The 25996-nt window shown below is 59.6% G+C and carries 30 protein-coding genes; 14 read left to right on the top strand and 16 right to left on the bottom strand.

Annotated features, from left to right (window positions below; genetic code table 11):
- The first annotated feature begins 15 nt into the window (after window positions 1–15).
- The 6 genes from cueR (at window position 16) to J0H39_19500 (ending at window position 4754) form a co-directional block, all read left to right on the top strand.
- Window positions 16–543, top strand: coding sequence for a Cu(I)-responsive transcriptional regulator (gene cueR, locus J0H39_19475; GenBank protein MBN9498939.1), 528 nt, complete (start codon window positions 16–18; stop codon window positions 541–543).
- A gap of 83 nt (window positions 544–626) precedes the next feature.
- Window positions 627–827: a heavy-metal-associated domain-containing protein gene (locus tag J0H39_19480; protein ID MBN9498940.1), complete on the top strand. Its 201-nt coding sequence runs from the start codon at window positions 627–629 to the stop codon at window positions 825–827.
- Between the two features lie 356 nt (window positions 828–1183).
- Entirely contained in the window at window positions 1184–1690 is a 507-nt protein-coding gene (locus J0H39_19485) for a DUF305 domain-containing protein (protein MBN9498941.1), read from the top strand.
- Window positions 1687–2160, top strand: a complete 474-nt coding sequence (locus J0H39_19490; GenBank protein MBN9498942.1) for a DUF411 domain-containing protein — start codon at window positions 1687–1689, stop codon at window positions 2158–2160. Before J0H39_19485 ends, J0H39_19490 begins: the two co-directional genes overlap by 4 nt.
- Window positions 2161–2184: 24 nt before the next feature.
- Window positions 2185–4524, top strand: a complete 2340-nt coding sequence (locus tag J0H39_19495; protein ID MBN9498943.1) for a heavy metal translocating P-type ATPase — start codon at window positions 2185–2187, stop codon at window positions 4522–4524.
- Window positions 4525–4535: 11 nt separating this feature from the next.
- On the top strand, window positions 4536–4754 hold the full coding sequence (locus J0H39_19500) for a DUF2933 domain-containing protein (protein MBN9498944.1): 219 nt from the start codon (window positions 4536–4538) through the stop codon (window positions 4752–4754).
- Between the two features lie 4 nt (window positions 4755–4758).
- On the opposite strand, the gene J0H39_19505 is transcribed toward J0H39_19500, so the two are convergent.
- The 4 genes from J0H39_19505 to J0H39_19520 all read right to left on the bottom strand — a co-directional run bounded on the left by J0H39_19505 (window position 4759) and on the right by J0H39_19520 (window position 8663).
- On the bottom strand, window positions 4759–5487 hold the full coding sequence (locus J0H39_19505; protein MBN9498945.1) for a pyridoxine 5'-phosphate synthase: 729 nt from the start codon (window positions 5485–5487) through the stop codon (window positions 4759–4761).
- Between the two features lie 3 nt (window positions 5488–5490).
- Window positions 5491–6462 carry a 4-hydroxythreonine-4-phosphate dehydrogenase PdxA gene (gene pdxA / locus J0H39_19510; GenBank protein MBN9498946.1) on the bottom strand — a complete coding sequence of 324 codons (972 nt, stop codon included), beginning with the start codon at window positions 6460–6462 and terminating at the stop codon, window positions 5491–5493.
- A gap of 156 nt (window positions 6463–6618) precedes the next feature.
- Complete coding sequence (locus J0H39_19515; protein MBN9498947.1) at window positions 6619–7935, bottom strand: HAMP domain-containing protein; 1317 nt, start codon at window positions 7933–7935, stop codon at window positions 6619–6621.
- Window positions 7932–8663 carry a response regulator transcription factor gene (locus J0H39_19520; protein MBN9498948.1) on the bottom strand — a complete coding sequence of 244 codons (732 nt, stop codon included), beginning with the start codon at window positions 8661–8663 and terminating at the stop codon, window positions 7932–7934. The genes J0H39_19515 and J0H39_19520 overlap by 4 nt, the downstream gene beginning before the upstream one ends.
- A gap of 499 nt (window positions 8664–9162) precedes the next feature.
- Here J0H39_19520 and J0H39_19525 point away from each other — a divergent pair, with 499 nt between their 5' ends.
- The 6 genes from J0H39_19525 to J0H39_19550 all read left to right on the top strand — a co-directional run bounded on the left by J0H39_19525 (window position 9163) and on the right by J0H39_19550 (window position 13963).
- Window positions 9163–10545 carry a TolC family protein gene (locus tag J0H39_19525; GenBank protein ID MBN9498949.1) on the top strand — a complete coding sequence of 461 codons (1383 nt, stop codon included), beginning with the start codon at window positions 9163–9165 and terminating at the stop codon, window positions 10543–10545.
- A gap of 46 nt (window positions 10546–10591) precedes the next feature.
- Entirely contained in the window at window positions 10592–11875 is a 1284-nt protein-coding gene (locus J0H39_19530; protein MBN9498950.1) for a copper oxidase, read from the top strand.
- Between the two features lie 44 nt (window positions 11876–11919).
- A complete protein-coding gene (locus J0H39_19535) occupies window positions 11920–12417 on the top strand; it encodes a cupredoxin family protein (GenBank protein ID MBN9498951.1) in 498 nt (165 codons plus the stop codon).
- Window positions 12418–12445: 28 nt separating this feature from the next.
- Window positions 12446–12766 carry a copper-binding protein gene (locus tag J0H39_19540; GenBank protein ID MBN9498952.1) on the top strand — a complete coding sequence of 107 codons (321 nt, stop codon included), beginning with the start codon at window positions 12446–12448 and terminating at the stop codon, window positions 12764–12766.
- A 565-nt stretch (window positions 12767–13331) separates the two neighbouring features.
- Window positions 13332–13571 (top strand): hypothetical protein, encoded by a 240-nt coding sequence (locus J0H39_19545; protein ID MBN9498953.1) that lies wholly within the window; start codon window positions 13332–13334, stop codon window positions 13569–13571.
- Complete coding sequence (locus J0H39_19550; protein ID MBN9498954.1) at window positions 13568–13963, top strand: DUF1232 domain-containing protein; 396 nt, start codon at window positions 13568–13570, stop codon at window positions 13961–13963. The genes J0H39_19545 and J0H39_19550 overlap by 4 nt, the downstream gene beginning before the upstream one ends.
- Before the next feature lie 92 nt (window positions 13964–14055).
- On the opposite strand, the gene crcB is transcribed toward J0H39_19550, so the two are convergent.
- The 3 genes from crcB to J0H39_19565 are packed head-to-tail and all read right to left on the bottom strand — an operon-like array spanning window position 14056 to window position 15414.
- Complete coding sequence (gene crcB / locus J0H39_19555; protein ID MBN9498955.1) at window positions 14056–14430, bottom strand: fluoride efflux transporter CrcB; 375 nt, start codon at window positions 14428–14430, stop codon at window positions 14056–14058.
- A gap of 16 nt (window positions 14431–14446) precedes the next feature.
- Window positions 14447–14662 carry a hypothetical protein gene (locus J0H39_19560; protein ID MBN9498956.1) on the bottom strand — a complete coding sequence of 72 codons (216 nt, stop codon included), beginning with the start codon at window positions 14660–14662 and terminating at the stop codon, window positions 14447–14449.
- A complete protein-coding gene (locus J0H39_19565) occupies window positions 14659–15414 on the bottom strand; it encodes a TMEM165/GDT1 family protein (protein MBN9498957.1) in 756 nt (251 codons plus the stop codon). The genes J0H39_19560 and J0H39_19565 overlap by 4 nt, the downstream gene beginning before the upstream one ends.
- 523 nt (window positions 15415–15937) lie before the next feature.
- Between J0H39_19565 and J0H39_19570 the strand changes: the two genes are divergently transcribed.
- Window positions 15938–16489, top strand: a complete 552-nt coding sequence (locus J0H39_19570) for a DedA family protein (GenBank protein ID MBN9498958.1) — start codon at window positions 15938–15940, stop codon at window positions 16487–16489.
- A gap of 333 nt (window positions 16490–16822) precedes the next feature.
- Window positions 16823–17041: a hypothetical protein gene (locus J0H39_19575; GenBank protein ID MBN9498959.1), complete on the top strand. Its 219-nt coding sequence runs from the start codon at window positions 16823–16825 to the stop codon at window positions 17039–17041.
- Here J0H39_19575 and J0H39_19580 read toward each other — a convergent pair.
- The 9 genes from J0H39_19580 to J0H39_19620 form a co-directional block, all read right to left on the bottom strand.
- The gene (locus J0H39_19580; protein ID MBN9498960.1) at window positions 17017–20199 is read right to left on the bottom strand and encodes an efflux RND transporter permease subunit; all 3183 of its coding nucleotides are present in this window, start codon (window positions 20197–20199) and stop codon (window positions 17017–17019) included. The genes J0H39_19575 and J0H39_19580 overlap by 25 nt on opposite strands.
- Entirely contained in the window at window positions 20196–21596 is a 1401-nt protein-coding gene (locus J0H39_19585; GenBank protein MBN9498961.1) for an efflux RND transporter periplasmic adaptor subunit, read from the bottom strand. The genes J0H39_19580 and J0H39_19585 overlap by 4 nt, the downstream gene beginning before the upstream one ends.
- Window positions 21593–21997 (bottom strand): FixH family protein, encoded by a 405-nt coding sequence (locus J0H39_19590; GenBank protein ID MBN9498962.1) that lies wholly within the window; start codon window positions 21995–21997, stop codon window positions 21593–21595. Before J0H39_19590 ends, J0H39_19585 begins: the two co-directional genes overlap by 4 nt.
- 486 nt (window positions 21998–22483) lie before the next feature.
- Window positions 22484–22681, bottom strand: coding sequence for a hypothetical protein (locus J0H39_19595; GenBank protein ID MBN9498963.1), 198 nt, complete (start codon window positions 22679–22681; stop codon window positions 22484–22486).
- Between the two features lie 706 nt (window positions 22682–23387).
- The gene (locus J0H39_19600; GenBank protein MBN9498964.1) at window positions 23388–24116 is read right to left on the bottom strand and encodes a hypothetical protein; all 729 of its coding nucleotides are present in this window, start codon (window positions 24114–24116) and stop codon (window positions 23388–23390) included.
- A gap of 14 nt (window positions 24117–24130) precedes the next feature.
- Window positions 24131–24409: a metal-sensing transcriptional repressor gene (locus J0H39_19605; protein MBN9498965.1), complete on the bottom strand. Its 279-nt coding sequence runs from the start codon at window positions 24407–24409 to the stop codon at window positions 24131–24133.
- Between the two features lie 74 nt (window positions 24410–24483).
- Complete coding sequence (locus J0H39_19610) at window positions 24484–25104, bottom strand: SCO family protein (GenBank protein ID MBN9498966.1); 621 nt, start codon at window positions 25102–25104, stop codon at window positions 24484–24486.
- Window positions 25105–25108: 4 nt separating this feature from the next.
- Entirely contained in the window at window positions 25109–25735 is a 627-nt protein-coding gene (locus J0H39_19615; protein ID MBN9498967.1) for a copper chaperone PCu(A)C, read from the bottom strand.
- Window positions 25725–25871, bottom strand: a complete 147-nt coding sequence (locus J0H39_19620; GenBank protein MBN9498968.1) for a protoheme IX farnesyltransferase — start codon at window positions 25869–25871, stop codon at window positions 25725–25727. Before J0H39_19620 ends, J0H39_19615 begins: the two co-directional genes overlap by 11 nt.
- Window positions 25872–25996 lie beyond the last annotated feature (125 nt).

The following is a 25996-nucleotide window of genomic DNA, read 5'->3' on the forward strand; positions in this document are numbered from 1 at the left end:
CAAGGGAGACAGGCGATGAACATCGGCAAAGCCGCGGCGGCGGCCGGCGTATCGGCCAAGATGATCCGCTACTACGAATCGATCGACCTGATAAAGGCTCCCGTTCGGACGGAGTCCGGCTACCGGGTCTATTCGCCCGAAGACGTCCATACGCTGCGCTTCATCGGCAGGGCGCGGGACCTCGGCTTCTCGATCGAGGAGATATCGAGCCTCCTCACGCTGTGGCACGACCGCAGCCGCGCCAGCGCGGACGTGAAGCGCATCGCGACCGAAAAAATCGCCACCCTGGAAGCCAAGATCCGCGAGCTCGCGGCGATGGTGGAATCTCTCCGGCACCTCGCGGAGAATTGTCACGGCGACCATCGGCCGGACTGTCCGATCCTCTCCGATCTCGCCAACCCGAAGGCGGCCGCACAGGCCGCCGCCCGGCCCGGCAGCCTCGCGAACCTGAAAGGCGTGCGCGCGCAACGCTCGATGCGGGCCGACTGCGGCCACGTGCCGCGCTCCGGTAAAATAGGCGGCGCCGGCTGCAAAACCCGTTGACCTTCCAGCATTGGTAACTTGCAACATGTTCACCTTGCTCAAATACTCGTGAGCGAGGCCTATACCTCTCAAGGAGAAATCTTGTGGCTACGGTGCTGAAGGTCGAAAAGATGCACTGTCGGCGCTGCGCCAAGCGCGTGACCAGCGCGATCATGGGGGTGGCGCCGCAATCGAAGATCGACATCGACATCGAGGGACGGCGCGTTACGATCGACGGTGTTGGGAATCTCTCGGATGTCACCAAGGCGCTTGCGGACGCAGGCTACCCAGCCCAGAACGCCTGAGCAGTAGTTCGGAAAGCAAATGCTGCCCGCCAAACGTTAGGCGCATGCAGTTTCGCTCAACAGTGTAAGGCATATCAAGAAGACATGCGAATATTGTGTTACGCGGGATAATCGCTCCAAGCGGAATCGGCCTCAGTATTTCGATACGAAGCAACTTGATGGATGTTATCTAAGGTTGTAGAAAAACTATATTGGTTCCCATCTCATTTTTTGTTCACTGCAAAGATTTATGGTAACTGCGGCATTTTGGCGCCCTGACTGAAATACACAGTTACGAAACGGATAGGGTTCGGCAACGTCTTGTCTCCATCTTTGAGGATGAAAATGAGCGCGATGTTTTTCGAGGGGTATTCATCATGCAAACGTTAAAACTTCTGCGCGGTGTCGTGATTGCGGTCGCGGTGGTTGTCGGTGCTAGTTCGGCGTTTGCGCAGAACCTTCGCAATGAACACCAGGATCACGTCCGGAATCTGTCGCTGGCGGCGTCGGCACCGGGCACGCAGCAGCGCGACGTTGGCAAGATGGACGGCATGATGCGCGAGATGATGCCGATGACTCACGATATGATGGGCGAGAACATGGGCGGGCGGGTTGATCGCGCCGCGCCGGCACCATCGACGCGCGCCTTCATGGAGGTCAAAAAGCGCATGTACCGCGACATGACGACAGCCTTCTCGGGCGACGCTGACGTGGATTTAGTGCGTGGCATGATCTCCTATCACCACAGCGCCATCGATATGGCTCGCGTGGTCCTCGCGCACGGCAAGAACGAGACGGCGCGCAAATGGGCCGGCGACATCGTCCGCGAACAAGAGCGTGAAATCGCGGAGATGCGCGAATGGCTGCGGCTCAACGCGCGATGACCGCCGGTACGCCGACGCGTCGCGCTGTTCTCGGGCTGGCGCTCTGCGCCGTCGCCGCGCCCGCTTTTGCGGCCGCGCCTCGTATGGAGGTGTGGCGGGAAGGTAGCTGCGGGTGCTGCGGCGCCTGGGTCGAGCACATCCGCAATGAAGGCTTTGCCGTGACCGACCGCGTCGTGCCGTCGGTGTCGCCCTTCCGCCGGATGCTCGGCGCGCCGCTCGATTTGCTATCCTGCCACGCGGCGCGCGTCGAGGGGCTGGCGATCGAAGGTCATGTGCCGGCGTACGCCATCCGGCGGATGCTCGCCGAGCGCGCGCCAGATGTGGCGGGGCTTGCCGTGCCGGCGATGCCGATCGGCACGCCCGGGATGGAAATCGAAGGGCGCGAGCCCGAAATCTACTATGTGGTGGTCTGGCGGCGGGATGGAAGCTACTCCCCGTGGCTGAGGATGCGCGGCGCCGTGCCAGTTTAGGCGGCGCGGGGGGAAGGAGCACGGATGCAGACGCACGACCATCAGGCGCACGAAGGCCATACCGCGCCCGCGACTGGCGCAAAGGATCCCGTTTGCGGCATGCGGGTGGACCCGGCGACCGCCAAGCATCGTTCGGAGACGCCGACGGGGCCGCGGTTTTTCTGCTCGACCGCTTGCAAGACCAAATTCGACGCCGATCCGAAACGCTACGCGGCGGGTGGGCCGCCTCCGCCCGCCACGCCTTCGACCGACGCCACGGTCTACACCTGCCCGATGCATCCCCAGGTGCGTCGCGACGCGCCCGGATCGTGTCCGATCTGCGGCATGGCGCTTGAGCCCTTGGTTCCCGAGGGTGGCGATACGCCGAGCCCGGAGCTCACGGACTTTACGCGCCGGTTCTGGGTCGGAACGGCGTTGACGATCCCCGTCGTCGCGCTCGAAATGGGCGGCCATTTCGCCGCCCTGCACCAAGCCCTGGGGCAGCAGAACGGCAACTATCTGCAAGGGATTCTCGGCACGCCGGTCGTCTTATGGACCGGATGGCCGCTGTTGAGGCGCGGCTGGGACTCGGTGGTCAATCGCAGCCTGAACATGTTCACCCTGATCGCGATGGGGATCGGGATCGCGCTTCTCTACAGCCTCGTGGCGGCGCTGGCGCCGGAAGTCTTTCCGGACGCGTTGCGGAGCGCCGAAGGCGCTGTCGCCGTTTATTTCGAAGCGGCCGCCATCATCACGGTGTTGGTTCTGCTCGGTCAGGTCCTCGAACTGCGGGCGCGAGAGACGACGAGCGGGGCTATCCGCGCGTTGCTCGATCTTGCGCCCAAGACGGCGCGGAAGATCGCGCCGGACGGGACCGAGAGCGAGATGCGGATCGAGGAGATCGGTGTCGGCGACAGGTTCCGCGTGCGTCCCGGCGAGAAAATTCCGGTCGACGGCACGGTTCTCGACGGCCGCAGCTCGGTCGACGAATCGATGGTCACCGGTGAATCCATGCCCGTTACCAAGGAGCCCGGCGCCGCCGTGATCGGCGGCACGGTCAACCGGAGTGGCGCGCTGATCGTCGAAGCGCGGAAAGTGGGGCGGGACACGATGCTCGCCCGGATCGTCCATCTGGTCGCGCAGGCGCAGCGCAGCCGCGCGCCGATCCAGCGGCTGGTCGACCAGGTGTCGGCGTGGTTCGTACCGGCGGTAATCGGCGTGGCGATCCTCGCCTTCGTGGCTTGGTATGTCTACGGACCCGAGCCGCGCTTCGCACTGGCGCTCGTCGCCGCCGTGGCTGTGCTGATCATCGCCTGCCCTTGCGCGCTGGGGCTGGCCACGCCGATGTCGATCATGGTCGGGGTCGGGCGGGGGGCCGAAAGCGGCGTCTTGATCAAGAACGCCGAGGCGCTCGAGCGCATGGAGCGCGTCGACACGCTGGTGATTGACAAGACCGGCACGCTGACCGAAGGCATACCTGCCGTGACCGGGATCGTGGTGACGCCCGGCATATCGGAAGCCGAAGCGTTGCGGCTGGCGGCGAGCGTCGAACGGGCGAGCGAGCATCCCTTGGCTGCGGCGATCGTCCTGGCGGCGGAAGCGCGGAAGCTCGCGCTGGCGCCGGTCGAGGGATTCGACTCGCCTACGGGCAAGGGCGCGGTGGGGCGGGTCGAAGGCCGTGCGGTCGTCCTAGGCAATGCGAAATTCTTCGCGGAACGTGGCGTGGGCGTCGATGCGCTGGCCGACGAAGCTGAATCGCTCCGGCGCGATGGCGCCACCGCGATCTTCCTTGGGGTCGACGGGCGCGTCTGGGCCATCTTTGCGATCGCCGACCCGGTGAAAGCGACCACGCCTGAAGCGCTCGCGGGCTTGCGGCGCGACGGCATTCGGATTGTGATGCTTACCGGCGACAACCGCACGACCGCATTGGCGGTCGCCGCGCGGCTAGGTATCGAAGAGGTCGAGGCGGAGGTGTTGCCCGAGCAGAAAAGCGTCATCGTCGAACGGCTCAGAGCGGCGGGCCGAGTCGTCGCGATGGCGGGCGACGGGGTGAACGACGCGCCCGCGCTGGCGTCGGCCGAAGTCGGGATCGCGATGGGCACGGGCACCGACGTGGCGATGGAGAGCGCGGGCGTGACCTTGCTCAAGGGCGATCTCGTCGGCATCGTCCGGGCGCGGCGTCTGTCGCAAGCGACCATGCGGAACATCCGCCAGAATCTGTTTTTCGCATTCGCCTATAACGTAGCCGGCATCCCGATCGCGGCGGGCATCCTTTATCCGTGGTTCGGCATCCTGCTTTCGCCCATCATCGCCGCGGCGGCCATGGCGTTGTCTTCGGTCAGCGTCATCGCCAATGCGTCCCGTCTACGGAGATTCCAGCCATGAATGGCATATCCATGCGCGCGCTTACGTTGGCGGCGCTGTCGCTCGCCACGATCGTTGCTTTCCTGCTGCTGAAGGAGCATTGGGGGCATGCGCTCGGATTCTTGCCCTACGCCATTTTGCTGGCGTGCCCTTTGATGCATCTCTTTCACGGCCACGGCGGGTCCGGCGGCGACCGGAAGTCCGATCACGCAGGACATGATGGAACGCAAATGAAGCGGGACGGCACGTAAACGGCTATTTCAAGCTAGCCGCCATCGCTTCGCGCATCCGCCGGATCGCCGTCTGCAAGCCCTCGAAAATCGCTTCGCCGACGAGAAAGTGGCCGATATTGAGTTCTTTGACGCCCGGTAAGGCGGCGATCGGGCCGACATTTTCGTAGGTTAGCCCATGGCCGGCATGGCATTCGAGGCTAACTCGTTCGGCGGCGAGCGCGGCCGCGTGAAGCTTGACGAGTTCGGCGTCCCGCTTGGCACCCTCGGTGTGCGCGTAGGTTCCTGTGTGAAGCTCGACGACGTGCGCGCCTACGGCGGCAGCGGCCGCCACTTGCGCCGGGTCCGGATCGACGAATAGCGAGACGCGAATCCCGACCGCCGAAAGCTTAGCGACGAAGGGCGCCAAACGCGATTCATGTCCGGCCACCGCGAGGCCGCCTTCCGTCGTCACTTCCGTCCGCTTCTCGGGTACAAGGCAACAGGCATGGGGACGGACGGACAGTGCAATACCCAGCATCTCCTCTGTGACGGCCATTTCGAGATTCAACGGAAGGCTTAGCTCCGTAAGCAAACGACGCACGTCGTCGTCACGGATGTGGCGCCGATCCTCGCGTAGATGAGCAGTGATGCCGTCCGCACCCGCCGCCGCTACCAAATGCGCCGCCGCCACGGGATCGGGATGCCGCCCGCCGCGCGCGTTCCGGACGGTGGCGACATGGTCGATGTTAACCCCGAGTCGCAATATGCTCACCGGTTACTCCCTTTCTGATGCGTGCGCGAGCTGGCTTGCCAGCCGCAGGGCCGCAATTAGACTGCTGCAATCGGCGATGCCACGGCCCGCTATATCGAGCGCAGTTCCGTGATCGGGCGAGGTCCGTATGAACGGCAATCCCAACGTGACATTAACCCCGCCATCGACATCGAGGGTCTTGACGGGAATGAGCGCTTGATCATGGTACATGCATATCGCCGCGTCGTAGCGCATTCGCGCCCGAGCGGTGAACATTGTATCCGGCGGCAGAGGTCCTTCTACGGCGATCCCGGAGCTTCGTAAAAGTTCTACAGCGGGGCGAATGATCTTTTCTTCCTCGTCGCCCATAGTGCCGCCCTCGCCAGCATGAGGATTCAAGCCGGCGACCGCGAGGCGAGGGTGCTGCAGGCCGAACCGCGTTCTTAACTCTGCAGCGACCAGAATTCCGATCTCGACGATTTTTTCGGTTCGCAAGGCTGCGATGGCACTGGTCAAGGATCGGTGGATGGTGACCGGGATAGTTCGGACTTCAGGACACGCCAGCATCATCGCCACGCGAGGAACGCCGGCAAGTGTGGCGAGATACTCGGTATGACCGGGATGAACGAACCCGGCGCGGTAGAGAGTCTTCTTTTGGATCGGGTTCGTGACGACCGCGGATGTCAATCCCGCACGCGTTGCCGTTACGGCGGTATCGATTGATGCGATGGTCGCAGACGCATTTCGGATATCGGGAAATCCCGCTTGTGAGATCACCGGAAGCGCGATGGGCGAAACAGGGAGTGCGTCCTTGAACACATCTGCTGCGTCCGAAATCGACGAAATCTCCCGTATCGGTATATCGAGATCTAATCTAGCTGCTAGCGTTGATAAGCGAGACGGCGCGTCGAACGCGACGAAGACGGGACCAGTTTCTCGCAGTGCCAGCCAAGCCTTCAACGAGACTTCCCCGCCGATTCCGGCAGGCTCGCCCATCGTTAGTGCGATCGGCTTGGTTGATGGTTCGAAGCTCACGGCGGCACACTACACCCGATATTACGACGGCTCGCACGCCGAATCGCTCAGCATCAAAAAATACTGAACGGTTCCGTCGAACATCGTGTTTCGCGCCGGTAACGATTTGTTTCATGTTCATTCGCGCGGCTTAACCGGTAGCTCAATCCGAGCCTGAAGCCCACTGTCTAGACGATTGATTAGCCTGATTGATCCGCCATGCTCCACGATCGCATCGTGAGCGATTGTTAGCCCGAGACCAAAGCCGCCAGTCGCGAGATTACGCGAATCCTCAATTCTGAAAAACGGTAAGAATACCTTCTCCGTCAGTCCATCGGGAATTCCAGGGCCATCGTCATCGATTAAAACGACGATCTTATGCGCGCTTTCTTCGAGAGTTACCCGCGCCACTTTTCCATACCGTAGAGCATTGGAAACAAGATTGGCGAAAGCGCGCTTTAATTGAAGCGGGCGCCCCCAGGTGACGGCCAGGGGGGGAGCGGTGAGGCTCACTGCACCCCCTAGATCCGCAGCCTCGCTGACGATCGACTCTATAAGCGCCGTTAGGTCCAGTCGCTTGAAAGGTTCAATTGAGGCATTTCCCCTGATGAATGCCAATGTTTGGTCAATCATCTGATCCATTTCTTGAAGATCAGCGGCCATTGCGCGCTCTGTTTCACCGCTCCCGCGGTCTTCCAAGCGCAATCGCAGACGCGTAATCGGCGTCTTCAAGTCATGAGACACCGCCGCAAGAGCAAGCGTGCGTGTATCTACGAGCTTTTTTATCCGCTTTTGCATGTCGTTAAATGCACGCGATAGCTCGCGCAATTCCCTTGGGCCGACTTCGGGTACAGGCTTCCCATCGCCACCCGCGTAAAGCTTGCCGGCTGCGCTGGCGAGTATCGATAATGGCCGGGTAATCTTACGCACGAGGAGAAGGGAGACCAGTACTGTGCCGAGTACCATTAGCGTCGATGAAAGTAGTGTACCGGATTGCGAGCTTGGCTTTAGCGCAGTGGTAAAGATACCGACATTGAGCCATGTCCGGTCCGGTAAGCGCATAGAAAGAACCATGGAATGCGGATCAATTCCTGATCCGAAAACAAGCCCTCCTTCAGCCAACTCAGGTGCAAATGCAACTATCCGAGATTCTAAGTTTCGAATTTCCAAATCTTGATCGCTGCCCGGCACGGCCAAATAGCTGCGACCCCAATGCATATCCAATGGCCCGCCGGACAAATCATGGGCAATTCGCTCGCGGTCAGACTCAATGGCACGCGCGACCGCGCGCTTTGCGACCACCAGTCGTTCGGCAAGTGCAAGATCGCTCGCTTGTGTCAACTCCTGATCCATTGCGAACTGATGAACCCATAAACTGGCGAGATGTGCGATACCGACCGCCAACACGAGGGTGACCATCGTGCGCGATTGTAGTGAATCAAACCACCGCATCATTCGCGTCTGGTCTCCGCCATCAACATGTAACCCGCTCCCCGGATGGTCTTGATAACTCCGCCTTCTGAATCCGACGATCGCAGCTTCCGCCGAAGCCGACTGATCTGCACGTCGATGGCGCGATCGAATGAATGCGGTTCACGATTTCTCGCCGCATCAAGAAGGTAGTCGCGCGACAGAACGCGGCGCGGCGCTTCCAAAAACGTTAACAACAAGTCATACTCTCCAGTGGTGAGATCGACGGACACGCCAGTCGGATCGGCTAATTCTCGGCGCAGCGTATTGAGCCGCCAACCATCGAACTCTATCGTTCCTCCGATAATTCCCATTGGCGCTGCGGTTCGATCGGATCCCGTACGCCGCAGAACCGCCTTGATACGCGCCAACAACTCGCGCGAGCCGAAGGGTTTGGAAAGATAATCGTCGGCGCCCAGCTCCAAGCCGAGAACTCGGTCCGCTTCATCGCCCTTCGCGGTTAGCATCACAACTGGTGTGGATCGCGTTGCACGAATCTCTTTGCACAGATCAAGCCCGCTTCGTCCTGGCAGCATCAAGTCGAGCACGATCAGATCCACGGGGGAATGACGGAGCGCTTCCCACATTTCGGCGCCATTGCGCGCGATCGTCACTCTATAGCTATCGGCTCGAAGCGATTTAGCGACTAAGCGCCCAAGCTGGATGTCGTCATCGACGATAAGAATGTGTGGTGTTGCGACGCCGATCGACATCTCAAAAATCTCCCTGAAATCGGTCCGTAGTCTGCCTCGTCAACATGCAAGGTCAAGCGCGCCTAATACGACGGCGAAACAAATTGTTACGGATCAGACAGCCTAGCGCAATGGAGGAGGAGGACATTCTACTCGATTTATCGGATTGGTCTCCTGGCAGAAGGAACTTGTGAAGGTGAAGGCAAATTATCTCTCCGCGACCGCGATCGGATCAGTGCTCTTGGCGTTTTCGACGCTCGCCGTTGCTCAACAGCCCACATCAAGCCCTTCTGCGCCTTCAGTTCCTTCTACGCCTTCGGTTGTTGTGCATCCTTTAGTGGTATCTCCGATGCCTATCAGTCGCGATCCTGCGTTCGTTGCCCCTCCACCTGTTCGCGATGAGGCGGAAGTCGAGTGGCGTACCGCCAATGACGAGGCTGCCAGATTGGGTGGCCATGTCGGACAACTGCGCGGCCGTCGATAGTTCCCATTCATACAGACGAATGATGACGAGAATCTCATGAACCTGATTGGTGTCACCGCCCCGAATCTCCCGAAGCTTATGTCCGTCGCTTTTGGCGTATTGCTTCTTGCCGGTTGCGCTGCGCAGCCAACTTCACTTTCGGGCGCTGGTTCGACGGCGCCCGTGGCCACACAAATGGCAAGATCGGGTTGGATAGCGACCTACGCGGATGATCCGTCCGTAGCCGCAGCAACGAGAAACATTCTCTCACGTGAGCTCGATGCGGATACGGCTGTGCGCCTAATGTTCCTTACCAACACGGCATTGCAGCGTAGGTATTTGGAGTACCGCATCGACCCGGCGCGCATTGCCGAGGCCGCGACGCGTTCGCATGGTTCCGGCCCGCTGGAGCTTCAGATTGCAACTGAAATAATGGGGTCGGTACGGCGCGCGGGCAATCAAGTTGACGCACTGAAGTTCGAGGGAGTGCGTCTCGACGTCGCTGCCGACTTTGTGCGCGCCGCGCTCGATGTGCGCCGGGCGTATATCGCAGCGGTGGCTGCGAAGCGAAACGCTGAATTATCCCTGGATCTGAAAACCGCTGCGGAAGCATCCGCTGAACTCAGTCGGCGAATGGCGCGAGTCGGGAACTGGCCTCGGATCAACGAGTTTAAGGAAGCGGCAGCGTTGGGCGAGGTCAGCGTACAAGCCGGCAAGACGCGTCAAGCTGCCGTGGCGGCGCGTGAGCGGCTGACCCGGTTGCTCGGGCTCTCCGGGGAGTTGGCGGTCTATAAGCTGCCGAGCGTGCTCGCACCGCTTCCGTCCGAGCCAGCGGCGAGCGAAAATCCCGATTCTTCTGTTCTGGTCAAGCGACTTGATCTTCGCGCGCAGCTATTTGATATCGCGGCCGAAGTTCGTGATCTCGAGATTGAAGGATTCGGCGACGGCGCGTTGCTGACGTCCGCGCGTTTCGTTTCCCTTCCCGGCGTGATGTCTCTGTCGGGTGAAATAACAAAGGATGTACGCGTACCGATCTATGACCTTAGCGTTCAAAGTGGTTCATCCCGATCGGCTGATATGATGGGTTCGCTTACGCGGTTGTCATCCGCAGTCGTCCAAGCCGAAGCTGATCTGCGTGAATCTGAGATGGGAAGGCGAACGGCCTATGACATAGCCGCGTATCAAACGCGCGAAGCTGTTCCATTGTACGTGCGGATGCTCGATGACGCGACGTTGCGATACAACGGAATGCTGATTGGTGTGTTCGATCTTCTGGCGGCGGCGCGTGCCCGCACGACTGCGGAAATGGCGGCAGCGGAAGCCTTGCGAGATTATTGGATCTCGGCAGCAGATTCGATCAATGCATTGCTTGTCGGAGGCTTCGTGAGTACCGCCGCGGCCGCCGAGGTAAGCCCTTCAGGGGCGCCCGCGCAGCACTGATCCGTCGCGCATCTTTCAACCGTTCAAACGCTTCCAGGAGTTAAACATGTTTTCGCGACGTGGCTTCTTTGGCGCATCCGCTGCCGGTGTTCTTGGTGCTGGAATCGTGGCCAAAACAAGCATGGGATCCGTCCCTGAGGCACAAGTTCGAGACAACGCGTTAGGAGCGGGTCCGCTTCGCCCGCGCGATGGCCGTCCTTACAATCCGGTCGTAACGCTTAATGGCTGGTCATTACCTTGGCGTATGCGGGACGGCTGGAAGGAGTTTCATCTCGTAGCGGAGCCTGTGACTCGCGAACTAGCGCCCGGAATGGTTGCGAACCTCTGGGGGTACAATGGACAAAGTCCCGGACCGACCATCGAATGTGTCGAAGGAGATAAAGTTCGCATCTTCGTAACGAACAAGCTTCCCGAACATACAACGATTCACTGGCATGGCATCTTGTTGCCTAACGGTATGGACGGCGTTGGTGGATTGACTCAGCCGCATATCCCAGTCGGGAAGACTTACGTCTATGAGTTCACGATGAAGAAGAGCGGGACGTTCATGTATCACCCGCACGCAGATGAGATGGTTCAGATGTCGATGGGCATGATGGGCTTTTTTGTCGTGCACCCTCGAGATCCGAGTCAATACGCCGTCGATCGCGATTTCGTTTTCCTGCTTAACGCTTTCGATATCGAGCCGGGATCTAAGACGCCGAAGAATTCGACGATGCTTGATTTCAATCTTTGGACTTGGAATTCGCGCGTTTTCCCAGGGATCGATCCTCTGGTCGTTCGGAAAGGCGATCGGGTACGCATCCGCGCCGGCAATTTGACCATGACAAACCACCCGATCCATCTGCACGGATACGATTTTGTCGTGAGCGGAACTGACGGAGGGTGGGTGCCACCTTCGGCGCGTTGGCCCGAGGTCAGCGCGGACATCGGTGTCGGCGCCATGCGCGCGATTGAGTTCGTTGCGGACGAACCTGGCGATTGGGCAATCCATTGCCACAAGTCGCACCACACTATGAACGCCATGGGGCACGACGTTCCAACAATGATCGGCGTCGATCATCGCGACGTGATCCACAAAGTCCTCAAGGTCGCTCCGGACTACATGGTGATGGGTGAGCGGGGGATGGCGGACATGCAGGAAATGGAGATGCCGATTCCTGATAACACGCTGCCGATGATGACCGGTCGAGGACCGTTCGGACCGATTGAAATGGGCGGGATGTTCTCGGTCGTAAAGGTACGCGAAGGCCTCGCGCGCGATGACTACAAGGATCCGGGTTGGTTCAAGCACCCGGCCGGCACCGTTGCCTACGAGTGGCGAGGCTAAAGACTTCGAAATAAACATCTGAAACGGATAAAGGAAACTATTAGATGAAAAACGCTCCATCTCTTTCGGCAGTCGCTCTCGCGATCTCGGTTTCGACTTTGGCTGCCCTATCCTTCATGTCGCCATCCGTCGCAAGCCCTGGTCATTCTGATGGAAACAACAAGGTTTCTCCGATGGGCAAGGCTGGGGACCCCGCTAAAGTCACGCGAACGATCCAAGTCGAGATGAACGACAATATGCGCTTTGTTCCGAATTCCATTACTGTTCGCGCAAATGAGACTGTTCGGTTCATTGTTCGAAATGTCGGACAAGTGCCGCACGAAATGATGCTCGGAACGCAGAAGGATTTAGTCGAGCACGCGAAGGTCATGCAGAACATGCCTACCATGGAACATGAAGAAGACGGTGCCGTTTCGGTGGAGCCGGGCGGCACCCGCGAGATGATCTGGCAATTCGGCCGCGCGGCTAACTTTAAGTTTGGCTGCCTGAAGCCGGGGCATTTCGAGCAGGGCATGGTTGGTAATCTGACGATTCAGCGTTAATCCTTAAGGCCAAAACGGGAGAGAAATCATGCTTGATGAGACGCTTCCATCGGTCTCCAGGCGGCTTGCGCTCGCGATGGCGCTGTTTGTTGGCTTCAAAAGTTTAGCAGGACGCGCTCAGACAAATTCCAAGACGGAGGGAGAAGTTCGGCGTGTCAATCTCGCCGAAAACAAAGTTACGTTGCGTCATGGTCCTATTGATTCACTGGATATGCCGGGGATGACAATGATCTTCACCGCCCGTGATCCGGGGAAGCTGTCCACCTTGAACGTAGGTGATAAAGTCAGATTTACGGCAGAGATCAAAGATGGAGTGTTTTACGTGACGGAGATTGAAAAATATCAATGATCCGGAACTTGCATTCTGCCACTGACAGGAATGGAGAAAGCAATATCCTGCGTTAGGATATCGCGAGACAAGCGATAGTTCTGATCTGATTGACCGCATGATTTCGATTGGCGCTCTCGCACGGCGTTCGCGATCTTGGGATGGTCATGATTGTAGTGGTCGCTTACGTCGTCACCATCTACACCGACATCGTGGTTTCTGTGTCCACAACCGTCCCGTACCTGACGAGAAACTATTTGCTGAGCAGTACGAAAGTCGCCGCCACGGCCCAAGGTGATTTCTCTCCGGTCTATTGTAAGCGTCGTATGCTGACTCTTGTATCGGCGGATGGTGTGCGCGGTGGAATATCCTGGGATGCGCACGGGCGTAAGGGCCGTCCTTAAGTGCGCTCTTAAGGACAGATCGATGATGCGCGGCGAGATTTTGGAAGACCGGGAGCGGCAGCGGCGCTAGAGCGAAGACGAGAGGACAGCGACGCTAGCGGAAGGAGGCGGGGCTTGGCAAATCGCCACGTGAAGCGCCGGTGCTGCTGATGGGCTCGGCCGCGCCAGCCGAGACGCCGTCGATGGCAACGCTGCCCGTGCCGTTAATCGAGATCGAAATGAAGGGAGTGCGGGTTCGGCTGTCGGGTAACGTGACGGCATCGACGGTGATGTGTAAGCATCGTCAGGCTCACACGGTTGACGGCTTGTGTGCCCATGGCGAACAATTCGCCGGTACGATTGATTGGATGGCTGGCGAATTGTTGCCATGGGCACACAAACCAGCGCCAGTAGCGGCTAAAGCCAGAGCGGACGCGGGATGACGGCCTCGAGTTGGAAAATACGGCTGCGCCAATGGGCGCGCTTCATTAAGCGTGACGTGACGGCGTTATGGGTAGCCGCTGGCGATCCTCGAACTCCGCTTGCCGCCAAAGTTGTTGCGGTAGTGATAGCTGCCTATGCGCTCTCTCCGATTGACCTGATTCCCGACTTCGTTCCTGTGCTCGGCTATCTCGACGACATTATTATCGTTCCGCTCGGCATCATGCTGGCTGTTCGGCTCATCCCAGTGGCACTGCTCGAGGAGTTCCGGGGCCGGGCTGCCGAGATGATCGAACGGCCTATAAGCCGTGCCGGCCTGGCGATCATCATTACGATATGGATCGCGGCCGCAGGCTCACTCCTTTGGTGGGTTTGGTACAGCGTAACAAGCTGAGAAAATGCCTCGATACGCCTCATGCTGCATTCTGTCGGCCGCGGCTCCGAATTGATGGCGCAAGTTATGCGCCTCGGCAAATGGCTTGTAGTTCAGAAGACCGTTCGTGCAAACCAGAGCCCGACGAATAGCGCCAGTACGGAACCCGCCACTGACAGCCCGCCATAGATGGCCGCGCCGGCAAGATCGCCGCGCTCGAGGAGAACCGAAACGTCGAGCGAGAAGGCCGAGAACGTCGTAAAGCCGCCCAGAATGCCGGTGGTGAGGAAAAGGCGGGTTGCTTGTGCGGCATCCCCCCTGAACGCGAGATAGCCGACGATCAAACCCATCATCAGCGAACCCGCAAGGTTCACAAACATGGTTCCGAATGGCAGTGATGTTCCGAACAGTCGAGGCGCAATAATGTTGACGCCATGACGCAGGGACCCGCCGATCCCTGCGCCCAAAAAGACGATCAAGTAGCTCAAGTGCGTTCTCCTTCGACTACCGCCGGATACGGCGGCTGCCACGGGCAACGCTCGCCAGCAGCACCAAGACGCATCCGGCCAACAGAATGACGCCAATGACGAGCGCGGCGATGTCGGTATAGGCCGCCATGACGCCGCATCCGGCTATGACGGCGAGTATGGCGACAGCGAGAAACTCGTCGTCGACGAAGAGACCGACCAACTCGCGAAATATGAGGCTCAGGACGTTCATTGCGCGACCTCCGAGTTGCTGCGCTTCGCAAGCGAAACCCCGAATACGCCGACCGCCAGAAACACTGCGGCGAACACGAGGATGGCCGCATCGTGGCCAGGCCACTCGACGCCAAGACCTTCGCCGGTCCAGAAGATACCGAACGCCGACAGCATGACGCCGACCCCGAACTTGAGCGTGTTCTCGGGCACGCGGGCGAGCGGCCGGTGCACGATCAGTCCGACGGCCAGTACCAGTATGCAAGCCGCGAGCGCACCGAGGCTTGCAGGCCAAAGAAGGTCCCGGCCAGCGCCAACGGCAATGACGATGAACACGACCTCGATGCCTTCGAGAACGACGGCCTTGAATGCCGTCAAACCGGCGATCCAATCGAGATGCGCCTCCTTGCGCCGGACGGCATCGGTCAGATGCGCGGTCTCCTCGGTGAAGGCTGCGGCCTCGTCGTGAAGAGCGATGATCCCTGCGGCCCGCAGGATCGCCTTGCGAAGCCAACGCAGCCCGAACAGCAGCAAAAGCGTGCCAACAACGAGCTGGAGCACATGAATCGGAATCCGGTCGAGGACAGGACCGAGGGCGATGACGAGCAGCACCAATACCGCGAGGCCGATGCCGGTGCCGATAAACGCGGGCCGCCATCCGCGCACCGTCCCGACGGCAAGGACGATCGTGAACGCCTCCACGACTTCGACCATCGATCCCAAGAAGGCGGCCGTTATCGCCGGCCCAGCGGTTGCCCAAGACTCCATACGCATGCCCTCGTTCTGGGCCGCGAAGCTGCTTCCTATCGAACTGTCCGGGCTGGGTGGAGTGCTCGCAATAGGCTCCTACCAGCGTCGAAACGCTCGGTAGGAGTCATCAGCCTTGCGGCGGTTATCGGGGGACTCCATCCCCATCGCTGATTACCCTAAGTCTCTACCCAAAGGCCGTCAAGCTCGACTGGCAACAGTGGTGCGTGGGATCGAGACGACGCTGACGCCGCATCGGCCTCGCAATCATCTTTACGATATGGATCGCAGCCGCCGGCTCGATACTCTTGCGGGCTTGGGCCAACCCAGCAGGCTGAGCATGGGCCTAGAGACTTCGCTTACCGTCTATTTTCTCATTCTCAACTCTATGTTTGCGCAACGGTACTTTCGGAACGCATTTCAGGGAGCACGCATAGTATAGGCGAGTTGAGTCTATGGCGGCGGAGCGATTTGTATCCCGCCGGTGACTCTTGCCTTTTCGATATCGGGACCCAAGTTTGTTGGCATGGAGACCGTGCGCGGAACTCTAGTGGATCTCGGACCCTGGATCTACGCTCTGCTGATGGGGTATTGCGCGCTGAAGAGCGGCTACCTACCGGTTTTTGCCGGCTATTTCGCAGGGACTGGCGATCTCGATCTACGATGGACGGTTCTGTCCGTCTTCGCTGGCGGCTATGTCGGCGACGAGATCCGATATTGGATCGGGCGGCGGGCCGGTCCGAAACTCCTTTCGTATCCAAGTTTGGCGAGGTCAATGTCGCTTGCGGGGCAGTTGTTTACGAGAAACGGCGCTTGGTACTGCTTTGCGTACCGCTATGCGAAGGGCCTGCGGACCGTCGGTGCGTTGCCGATCGGGTTAACCGGATGGCGTTGGCATCGCTTCGCGCCGATCAGTTTCGCGTCTGCTGCTACATGGGCATCGGTATTGGTCGGGGGCGGGTATGTCGCGGGCGAATCAGTGATCGACCTCACCGAGCAGTATGGTGCTTGGACGTCGATCAGTATCGCCGTGGCGACGCTGGTTGGACTGGCCGTTCTAGGCAGACGCATGTTAAGGGCATCCGCCGAAAAATCCGCCTAAACCCATACGGACAGTGATTGGCAGCATTCGAATCACTTAAACTGCTCTGAACATCTCTGTCGAACCGTAAGCGTCGTCTCAATCCCACTTACATCATCGACGGGTGCTTGCGTCATCGGTACCGTCATCGACGACGGGGATGGAGCCCCCGATAACCGCCGCAAGGCTGATGACTCCTACCGAGCGCCTCGACGCTGGTTGGAGCCTTTTGTGAAAAACCCCGCCCAGATCGATCGCTATGTAGGAACCGGCTTCGCGGCCTAGAACGAGGGCATGCGCGTGGAGTCTTGGGCAACCGTCGGGCCGGCGCTAACGGCCGCTTTCTTGGGATACTTGGTCGAGGTCGTTGAGGCTTTTACAATCGTGCTTGCGGTCGGCACCGTGCGTGGAAGGCGGCCCGCCTTTGTCGGCACCGGCGCCGCCGGGCTCGCCGTCCTGGTGCTGCTCATGATCGTCCTCGGGCCGGTACTCGACCGGATACCGCTGCGCGCGCTCCAACCTACGACGTGCACGATCGCTTCGTCGTATCATTGTCGCTCGTTTGACGCCTGAGAAAACCTTTCAACATTGTCATGCGCTTGCGTCGTGTCCTCTGCTTGCTTAGGCAGATGCAGGCCCTTCACCAGACCATAGACTGCCGGAATCACAATCAAGGTAAGGAGCGTCGATGACATCATTCCGCCGATCATCGGTACAGCGATACGTTGCATCACCTCCGAGCCGGAGCCGGTGCTCCAGAGGATTGGTAGGAGCCCGGCCATGATGGCGACGACGGTCATCATCTTCGGACGGACTCGATCGACCGCGCCGCGCATGATGGCCTGATGGAGGTCGATCCGCGTGAAGGGACGGCCTTCGGCCGTTCTTTCGGCCTTCAGCTCCGCCATCGCCTGGTCGAGATAGATCAGCATGACCACGCCCGTTTCAGCGGCGACGCCGGCGAGGGCGATGAAACCGACGGCCACGGCGACGGACATATTGAAACCGAGCCACCACATCAACCAGATGCCTCCTACCAAAGCAAAGGGTAGCGACAACATGACGATCAATGTTTCGGGAAGCGCTCGAAAGTTGAGGTAGAGCAACAGAAAGATGATGAGTAGAGTGACCGGCACGACGATTTTCAGTCGCGCTTCCGCCCGTTGCAGGTATTCATACTGGCCGCTCCAGGAAACGTAGGTTCCCGACGGCAGTTTCACTTTGCTTGCCACCGCCTGTTGTGCCTCGGCGACATAGCCGCCGAGATCCCGGCCCACTGTGTCGACGAAGATATAGACCGCGAGCTGGCCGTTCTCGGTGCGGATCGACGTTGCGCCGCGCGTAAGCTCAACCTTGGCGACCTCCCCTAGCGGCACAGTCCCGCCGGCCGGCAGGGATACCTGCACTTCGCGGGCAATCGCCTGCGGATCGCTCCGGAGATCGCGAGGATAGCGAATCGTGACGGCGTAGCGTTCGCGGCCCTCGACGGTAGTCGTCACGGTTTGGGCGCCCAGCGCGGTCGTGATCACATTATGAACGTCGTCGATGGCGAGGCCATAGCGGCCAAGCACCTCCCGATTTGGCACTATATCGAGATAGTAACCACCAATGACCCGTTCGGCATACGCGCTCGATGTTCCCGGTACGGCGCGCAGGACTTGTTCGATCTCGCGCGCAGTTTGCTCCATCAGTCCGAGGTCCGTGCCGAACACCTTGACGCCGACGGGAGTCCGGATTCCGGTCGAGAGCATGTCGATGCGGGCGCGGATTGGCATAGTCCACGCGTTCGACACACCCGGAAATTGGAGAGCTCGATCCATCTCAGCCTTGAGGCCGTCGAGGGTGAGGCTCGGCCGCCACTCGCTCTTTGGCTTCAGATTTATAATGGTTTCAAACATTTCGATCGGCGCCGGATCGGTCGCGGTCAATGCCCGGCCGGCCTTGCCATAGACCGAGGCGACCTCCGGGAACGACTTGATGATCCGATCCTGCATCTGGAGCAGCTCGGCCGCCTTAGTCACCGACAGACCAGGCACCGTTGTCGGCATGTACATCAACGTGCCTTCATCCAAATTGGGCATGAATTCGGATCCGAGCTGACGCGCGGGCCAGACTGTGATGCCAAGTACGACGAGCGCAGTCAGCAGTGTCACCGTCTTTGCCCTCAGCACGCCCCGGATGATCGGGCGATATATCCAGATCAGGAAGCGGTTGATAGGGTTGCGATGTTCCGGAACGATCCGTCCGCGAACGAAAATCACCATGAGTGCCGGGACGAGCGTCACCGACAGCACCGCGGCGGCGGCCATTGCGAAAGTCTTGGTGAAAGCGAGCGGACCAAACAACCGTCCTTCCTGAGATTCCAGCGTGAAGATCGGCAAGAATGAGACAGTGATGATGAGAAGGCTGAAAAACAGAGCCGGCCCTACTTCGCTGGCAGCGGCAATTAGGATGTCGCTCCGGGGTCTGTCGGGAGACGATCGTTCAAGGTGCTTATGCGCGTTCTCGATCATCACGATAGCGGCGTCGATCATCGCGCCCATGGCGATCGCGATGCCGCCTAGGCTCATGATATTCGAACCGAGCCCGATCACCTTCATAGCCGCGAAAGCGATCAGGATGCCGACCGGCAGCATCAGGATGGCAACGAGGGCACTTCTCAGATGCAGCAGGAAGACAACGCAGACAAGGCCGACGATGATGCTTTCCTCGATCAGCGTCCCTTTGAGCGTTTTGATCGCCCGTCCAATGAGTTCAGAGCGATCATAGACCGGTACGATCTCAACCTCCTTGGGGAGGCTGGGTGCGATTTCGGCGAGGCGCGCCTTGACGTTCTCGATCACGGTCAGCGCATTGGCCCCGAAGCGCTGCAAGACGATGCCGCTTGCCACTTCGCCATTGCCGTCGAGTTCGGTGATGCCGCGGCGCTCGTCAGGTCCGATCTCGACTCTTGCGAAGTCCTTGATGCGCAAAGGGACGCCGCGGTCGGTTTTCAGGACGATGTTCTCAATATCCGTTACGTTCTTGAGGTAGCCGCGACCGCGCACCATGAACTCAAATTCGGAGAGCTCGATGGTCCGGCCGCCCACATCGGCATTACTGGCCCTGACGGCGTCGCGCACTCGCTCCAGTGGAATGCCTTGCGCCCGTAGCCGGTTCGGATCGATGACGATCGCATATTGCTTGACGAAGCCGCCGACACTGGCAACCTCTGCGACACCTTCCGCTTTCGATGCGGCATACCGGATTACCCAGTCCTGCAGCGAACGCATCTCGGCGAGCGTCATCTGTTGCGCGACAACGGCGTATTGGTAGACCCAGCCGACGCCGGTGGCGTCCGGCCCAAGAGTCGGCGTGACGCCGGTCGGCAGGCGACGCGTCGCGGCGTTGAGATACTCGAGGACACGGCTGCGCGCCCAATAGGGATCGGTGCCGTCATCGAAGATCACATAGATGAAGGATACGCCGAAGAAGGAGAGACCGCGCACAACCTTCGATTTGGGGACGGTCAGCATGGCGGTTGCCAGTGGATAGGTGATCTGGTCCTCGACGACTTGCGGCGCTTGGCCTGAATACTCGGTGTAGACAATGACCTGCACGTCGGAAAGGTCGGGGATGGCGTCGAGCGGCAAGGTGCGCACCGCGTACAGGCCGGCCGCGACGGCGAGTACCGTTCCGACGAGGATAAGAACGAGATTGCGTGCGGACCAGTCGATAAGGCGGGCGATCATGGCTGACTCACTGAGGCGGCCAGACTGCGGAGAGCGGCTTTGAGATTGCTTTCGGCGTCGATCAGAAAATTCGCCGCGACGACCACACGATCGCCGTTAACGAGACCCTCGCGAATCTCGATGAAGCCATCGCCTCGGTTCCCGGTCGTCACTACGCGGGGCTCGAAACGGCCATCACCCCTGTCGAGGATGACGATCTGACGAGTACCTGATGCAATCACTGCGTTATCCGGCACGGCCGTCACTGGATCGGGGGCGCCAGTGCTGATCTCCACGTCGGCGTACATATTCGGCAAAAGGCGGCCGGCCGCGTTCGCTAACTCGATTCGAACCCTGGTAGTCCGCGTTACTTCGTCGACTTGGGGATAGATCAATGAAACGCGACCTTCAAGCGGTTCACCTTGAGCGCTGCGTAACCGAATGGCTGCTCGCGCACCAAGGCGGATCGCACCGACTTCGTACTCTGGAACATCAGCCAGTACCCAAATCATAAAGATATCGGCGATACGGAACAGCACGCCACCCGGTGCTGCTTTCATGCCGTTGGTCGCGTTGCGTTCGAGCACGATGCCATCGCGCGGCGCGCGCAATGTCATGGCTAAAAGCGGCCGGCGCGACCGCTCAATCTCGACGATCGCGTCCATCGGGACGCCGAGATTCTCGAGGCGTTGGCGTGCACCTCCGAAAGCTGGTTCCCGTCCCGGCGTATTGAGTTCCGTCAGGAATTGGGCGCTGGCGACGGCGACCTCAGGTGAATATAGCCGCATAAGGGCTTGCCCTTTGGTAACGCGCTCTCCGGTCGTGATATTCGCAACTTCCTCGATGAAAGCATCGCTGCGGGTCGCCACCACGGCGATGCGCCGTTCATCCAACTGGACCGCGCCAGGCGCGCGCACATAACGGCTGATAACGCGCCGCTCGACTAGTTCGGATCGGACACCTGTCCGCTGGAGCTTGCCAGGTGAGACCCTGACAAACTGATCTTCGTCCGCTTCACCCTCGTACACAGCGATGTATTCCATCCCCATCGAATCTTTCTTCGGTGTCGGTGAGGTGTCGGGCAGACCCATTGGGTTCCGGTAGTAGAGAACGCGACGGGGATTCGCCGTGCCCGAACTGCTCGCGGCCGCCGGCGGGCGATCCTCGAAACTGATATCCTCGGACGCGTAGACGGCACGAAACGATCGTCCGTCCATGCTTTGCCGAGGGGTCGGCGAATAGAACGGTTGTCCGTCCGGATCTCGATAGTAGATGACCGGCCCAGTATCGGCGAGCGATGCGGCCGCAAAAGGCCCGTCACCGCCAGTCGGAACGCCGTGCGTTCCGGCCCAATAGCCTCCGATCCCCGCCGCCAGTACGGCGACGAGGGTGAGGCCTGCGAGGGGGGCGCGTTTCATCGCGTGACCTTGAGGATCAGCTTGTTTGCGAGCGTTGCGGTCTCGCCTTGAATCTTGGCGGCGAGAGACAATTGCCACCCGCCAGCCATCATCAGATTCGTCTTGAATCGATAGACGCCGGGTTCATTCGAGGGTAGCGCCTCGATCGGCGCAGTCATCGTTGGCATTCCATCGGGCGTCATGTCGATTCGGGTTGTAAAGATAACGGCGTCGGAAACGGCCTTGCCGGATCGCTTGTCAATCAGACGGACGGCCACGATGGCGTCACCTTGCTTCACTTCTGATTGGACCAGGCCGAACTCATAATCTTTGATCTCGGCGTGGGCCGACGCGAAAGAGACCAAGGAAAGTGCAACGACGAACGCCGCCGCTGCAGCGCGTTTGAAAACCGACCTCATCATGATTCGATAGTCCTAGGTTCATTGGTTTCATCAGAGCGCCAAGCATAAGACTCGGCGAAGCGCGGCATATAAGCCGCGCGCTCTCACAGCCGCCTGAGTATTGTCGAGGCGGTGCTAGCCGGCGCGACGCGCCGGCGATGCCCTAGGTTCGTGGAGGTCGGGCGGGTGGTTCTTCGCCGAGCGAATTGACGAAGAAATCCCATCCAATATTGACGACCGTCCCAAGCATATCAAATGGGATAGTCGCAGCCGGAAAGAACAGTGGACCCGCGAAGCACTTGACCATGCAGGTCTTCATCATCGGGCAATCATTTTGACATTCCGACTTGGCATTCTGCTCTTGCAGGCAACACGGCATATCGTCTGGCATCGCTGCAACGACGGACGCCGCCATTGCATTCCCACCCGGAGGCGCTGCAATCGGACTAAGAATGACTCCAACGACCGCGAGGATCGGGAGAAACCAACGAAATGTGAATCTACACTTCACAATTGAATGGTAGCATGGTTGAACGCACAAGAGAAGACTCGCCCGTTGTCCGGCAACGGCCGCGGCCGATGTCGGTTGCCGTCCTGCCTCGACGCCATAAGCGTCATTCCGATCGTCTCGGTGACGTCCGCCGCCTTCATCATCATGCATTGCTTCGACGCAACGATGATCCGAAATAGGTCGTCGAGGATCATCGAAAAATTGAGCCAATCCCCGCCGACCGCCCTCAGATACGTGAAGTCGGTTGGTCATAGCGGGTTGGATGCTGTCGTCTTGTCTTAGAATTCTTCAGCTACGTTCATCACGGTGAACGCCCGCGCTAGTCAGTAGCTCGTTCGCCCGCAGCAGCCGATGAGTCGAAAAGCGCCCTAGGAATTGTTTTCACCCACGCGCTTCTGGCGCGTTTTACGATCGTTCGGCGTCGTAGGCACTTGATGCCATTCCTCGGCGAAGTCCATTAGAGAAGAACGGCGGGCACGAGGGAATCCGGTAGCATGCTCGCCAGACGCGTGGCGGGCGCTTCGCATCCCTGCCGCACCTGGGCCGTGCGCCACGCCGTCAGTGCCATGGCCAAGCGCTGTGCATGCGTGATCTCTGTAGCGGTCTCGACCGCAATCTCGGACCACGCGACCGCTGAAACGGCTAGATTTAAAAGGCTAAATAGAAGATTGAATCAGATGACTTGATGTGCGGCGAGTGCGAAGAATGCGATCAGCACAAGCAGCCTGAACTTGGTATCGTCAAGGCCGATAAGGGCGCCAAGCACATATATAACGATGATATCTTCGCCCGCCTAGCGCAAGGCCACCCGATCAACAGCATCATCGAACTGCCGCCCTGGCCAAGGGACCCTCAGCCATCAGCAGAGTGAGGCAGACGGCGCTTGAACTGAAGTAAGCGCTAGAAACCGAAGAACGCGACGCCAACGCCAAGAAAGATCAATGCGGCGCCGAGTATTCCGCTTTCATAGCGCTCGACGAATTCGAGTCGCAGTCGCTCGATGCCGGCGAGCGTTAGCCAAGTGAAGACCATCATTCCCGCGACGGTTGCGATCGCAAGCACCGCGCTGAGCGTCACGAATCCCGGCCAGCCATAGATTATGCCGGAGAGATAGACGGGTAGAAACCCTTCGCATGGCGAGAACGTCAATAGGGCGAACAGACCCAATATAATCTTGGCGTCTGAAGTGGAATCCGCTTGTGCCTTCGCGTGTTCGCCATGATTCGAGTTTCCGTGAGGATGGGCGTGATCGTGGTCGTGATCATGGTGATGGCCGCCATGATCATGATTCGCACCGAAATGATGATGTCCGTGTCCGCCGCCGCGACCTTGCCGGACGAGGTAGAATATGCCGAGCAGAACGAGCGCAGCCGCCGCGATCCAAGGGAATATCTCTCCGGTCCATTTGCTGGTCTCGATGCCGAGCCATACGACGAGTGCGCCGAGAAGGGCCGTAAACAACACATGCCCTGCACCGCAAAGCGCGACGACAGAGAGGGTTTTTGCCTTGCCCCAGCGTTGGCCGCGTCCGGCGAGGACGAAGGGCAGCCAATGGGTCGGGATTGCCGCATGGGCGAAAGCCACGACGAAACCGGTCACCATGACGGAAAAGAAAAATGCGCCGTCCATCGTTGCCGGGCCCGTCAAAGATACTTGGTGATCTGCTTGAATTCGTCGATCGGGCCCCGCCGTTCGCGCGGCAGCGCGCCGATTACGTCTTCCAGGCAATTATCCAAATGATCCTGGATCAGCGTTTTCTTGGCTTGTCCGACCGCCTTCTCGACGGCCTGGAGTTGCTGCGCGATGTCGAGGCAGGGCCGGCCGCTTTCGATCATCTCGACAATGCTGCGCAGATGGCCGCCGGCGCGATTCAAGCGCTTCACAACCTCGGGATGGGTATGGTGGCGATGATCTTTGGGCATCCGAAATACTATCCCCTAGGAGGGGATATGGCAAGGCACTCTGTGGACAGTGATGCTGCGTCGGAATCGCCAAACTATCGAGCGAGTAGGAGCTTCAGCTTGGCAATCGCGATCGATCGTTCTTCGTGGAAATCGACCGTTCCGACCATGTTCAGCGCTCGATCGAGCATCAAGACCGATGCGGTGTGATCCATGGTGTAGTTGTTGTCGCCCACCGGCACCTTCTTGTAATAGATGCCGTAATTGGCAGCAAATTGCTCTAACTGTGCCGAATTGCCGGTCAAGCCGACAATGCGCTGGTTGTACGGCTCCAGATAGGCCGCCATCTGGGCGACATCGTCCCGTTCGGAATCGACGCTGACGAACACGGCGGATAGGGCGTTGCCATCCGGGCCAAGTTCCTCGAGCCAGTCGGTCATGTCGCCGAGCGTCGTTGGGCAAACGACCGGGCACGACGTGAATCCGAAGAACACCAATGCCGGTCGCCCGCGCAGATCCGCTTCGGTGAAGGGTTTGCCGCGATGGTCGGTCATCGCGAATGGCCCGCCTTTCGCGATGGTAGAGGGTTCCTTGCGAGCGAGGGCGGCGAGCGGACCGTCCGTTACCAGCCACCCCATACTGATGGCGACGACGAGGAGACCCACGACGCCGACGCAGGCCCAAGCGAATAGCCGGATGAAGCGCAGATAGTTCATCCGATTAATTCTTGGCCTCGCCGCAATGGCCGATGCGGCCGCCGGACTCGGCCTCGCCATGGTGCTCGGCCATATTGTGACGTTCGGCTTTATCGCCGCATTCGGGATGGTCGCGCGTCTCTGCGTGGCCGGTGTCGCGCGCGCCCATCGATTGGACCGCCAATTCAACATCGACGCGTCCCGCGCGTTCGAAAACGAGCGTCAACGGCACGCGTGCGCCTTGGACGAATCCTTCCTTCGGTCCGATTAGCATCAAATGCCGCCCGTTCGGCGCAAGCCGGATTTCGCCGCCCGGCGGAATGGCGATGCCGCCTTCGATCGGGCGCATGCGCATGACGTTATCGATGACTGACATTTCATGAAACTCGGCGGTATTGGCCATCGGCGATTGGGCGCCAATCAATTTATCTTCCCGTGGACCCGCATTGCGGATCACGAGATAGCCGGCGGCCGTGGGCGCGCGCGGCGGGATCGCCCGAGACCAAGGATGGTCGATCGTGATGGCGCCGACGCGGAATTCATGCGCGGCGGCGGCGTTGCCGATAAGGAATGTCGCCGCTACGACGATCCTCCCGACGCCGCGCGCGAAACGGGAGAGCACCAGCTTGGTTCTCCTGGATTCAAATTTCATGGGGTAGCGTGCTGTGTTTCGAGAGCTTGATGATCGTTATGGCGTAGAAGATACCCACCAACGCAAGCAGCGCCAGCGCAATGGCGATACTCTTTCGGAGATTCCGTTTGACGCCTCGCGGGGAGCGCTTCGTCATGATTTGGAAGCTCCTTTCGGATTTTCAGAAGGTAGATTTGCCATGCAGAGGGGGCAGGTTTTTGCGGTTACCGGTAATTCTAGATCGCATGTGGCGCAACGCGTCGCTCCGGGGCCGGTCGATGC

The organism is Alphaproteobacteria bacterium (genome assembly GCA_017308135.1).
GTDB lineage: Bacteria > Pseudomonadota > Alphaproteobacteria > CACIAM-22H2 > CACIAM-22H2 > Tagaea.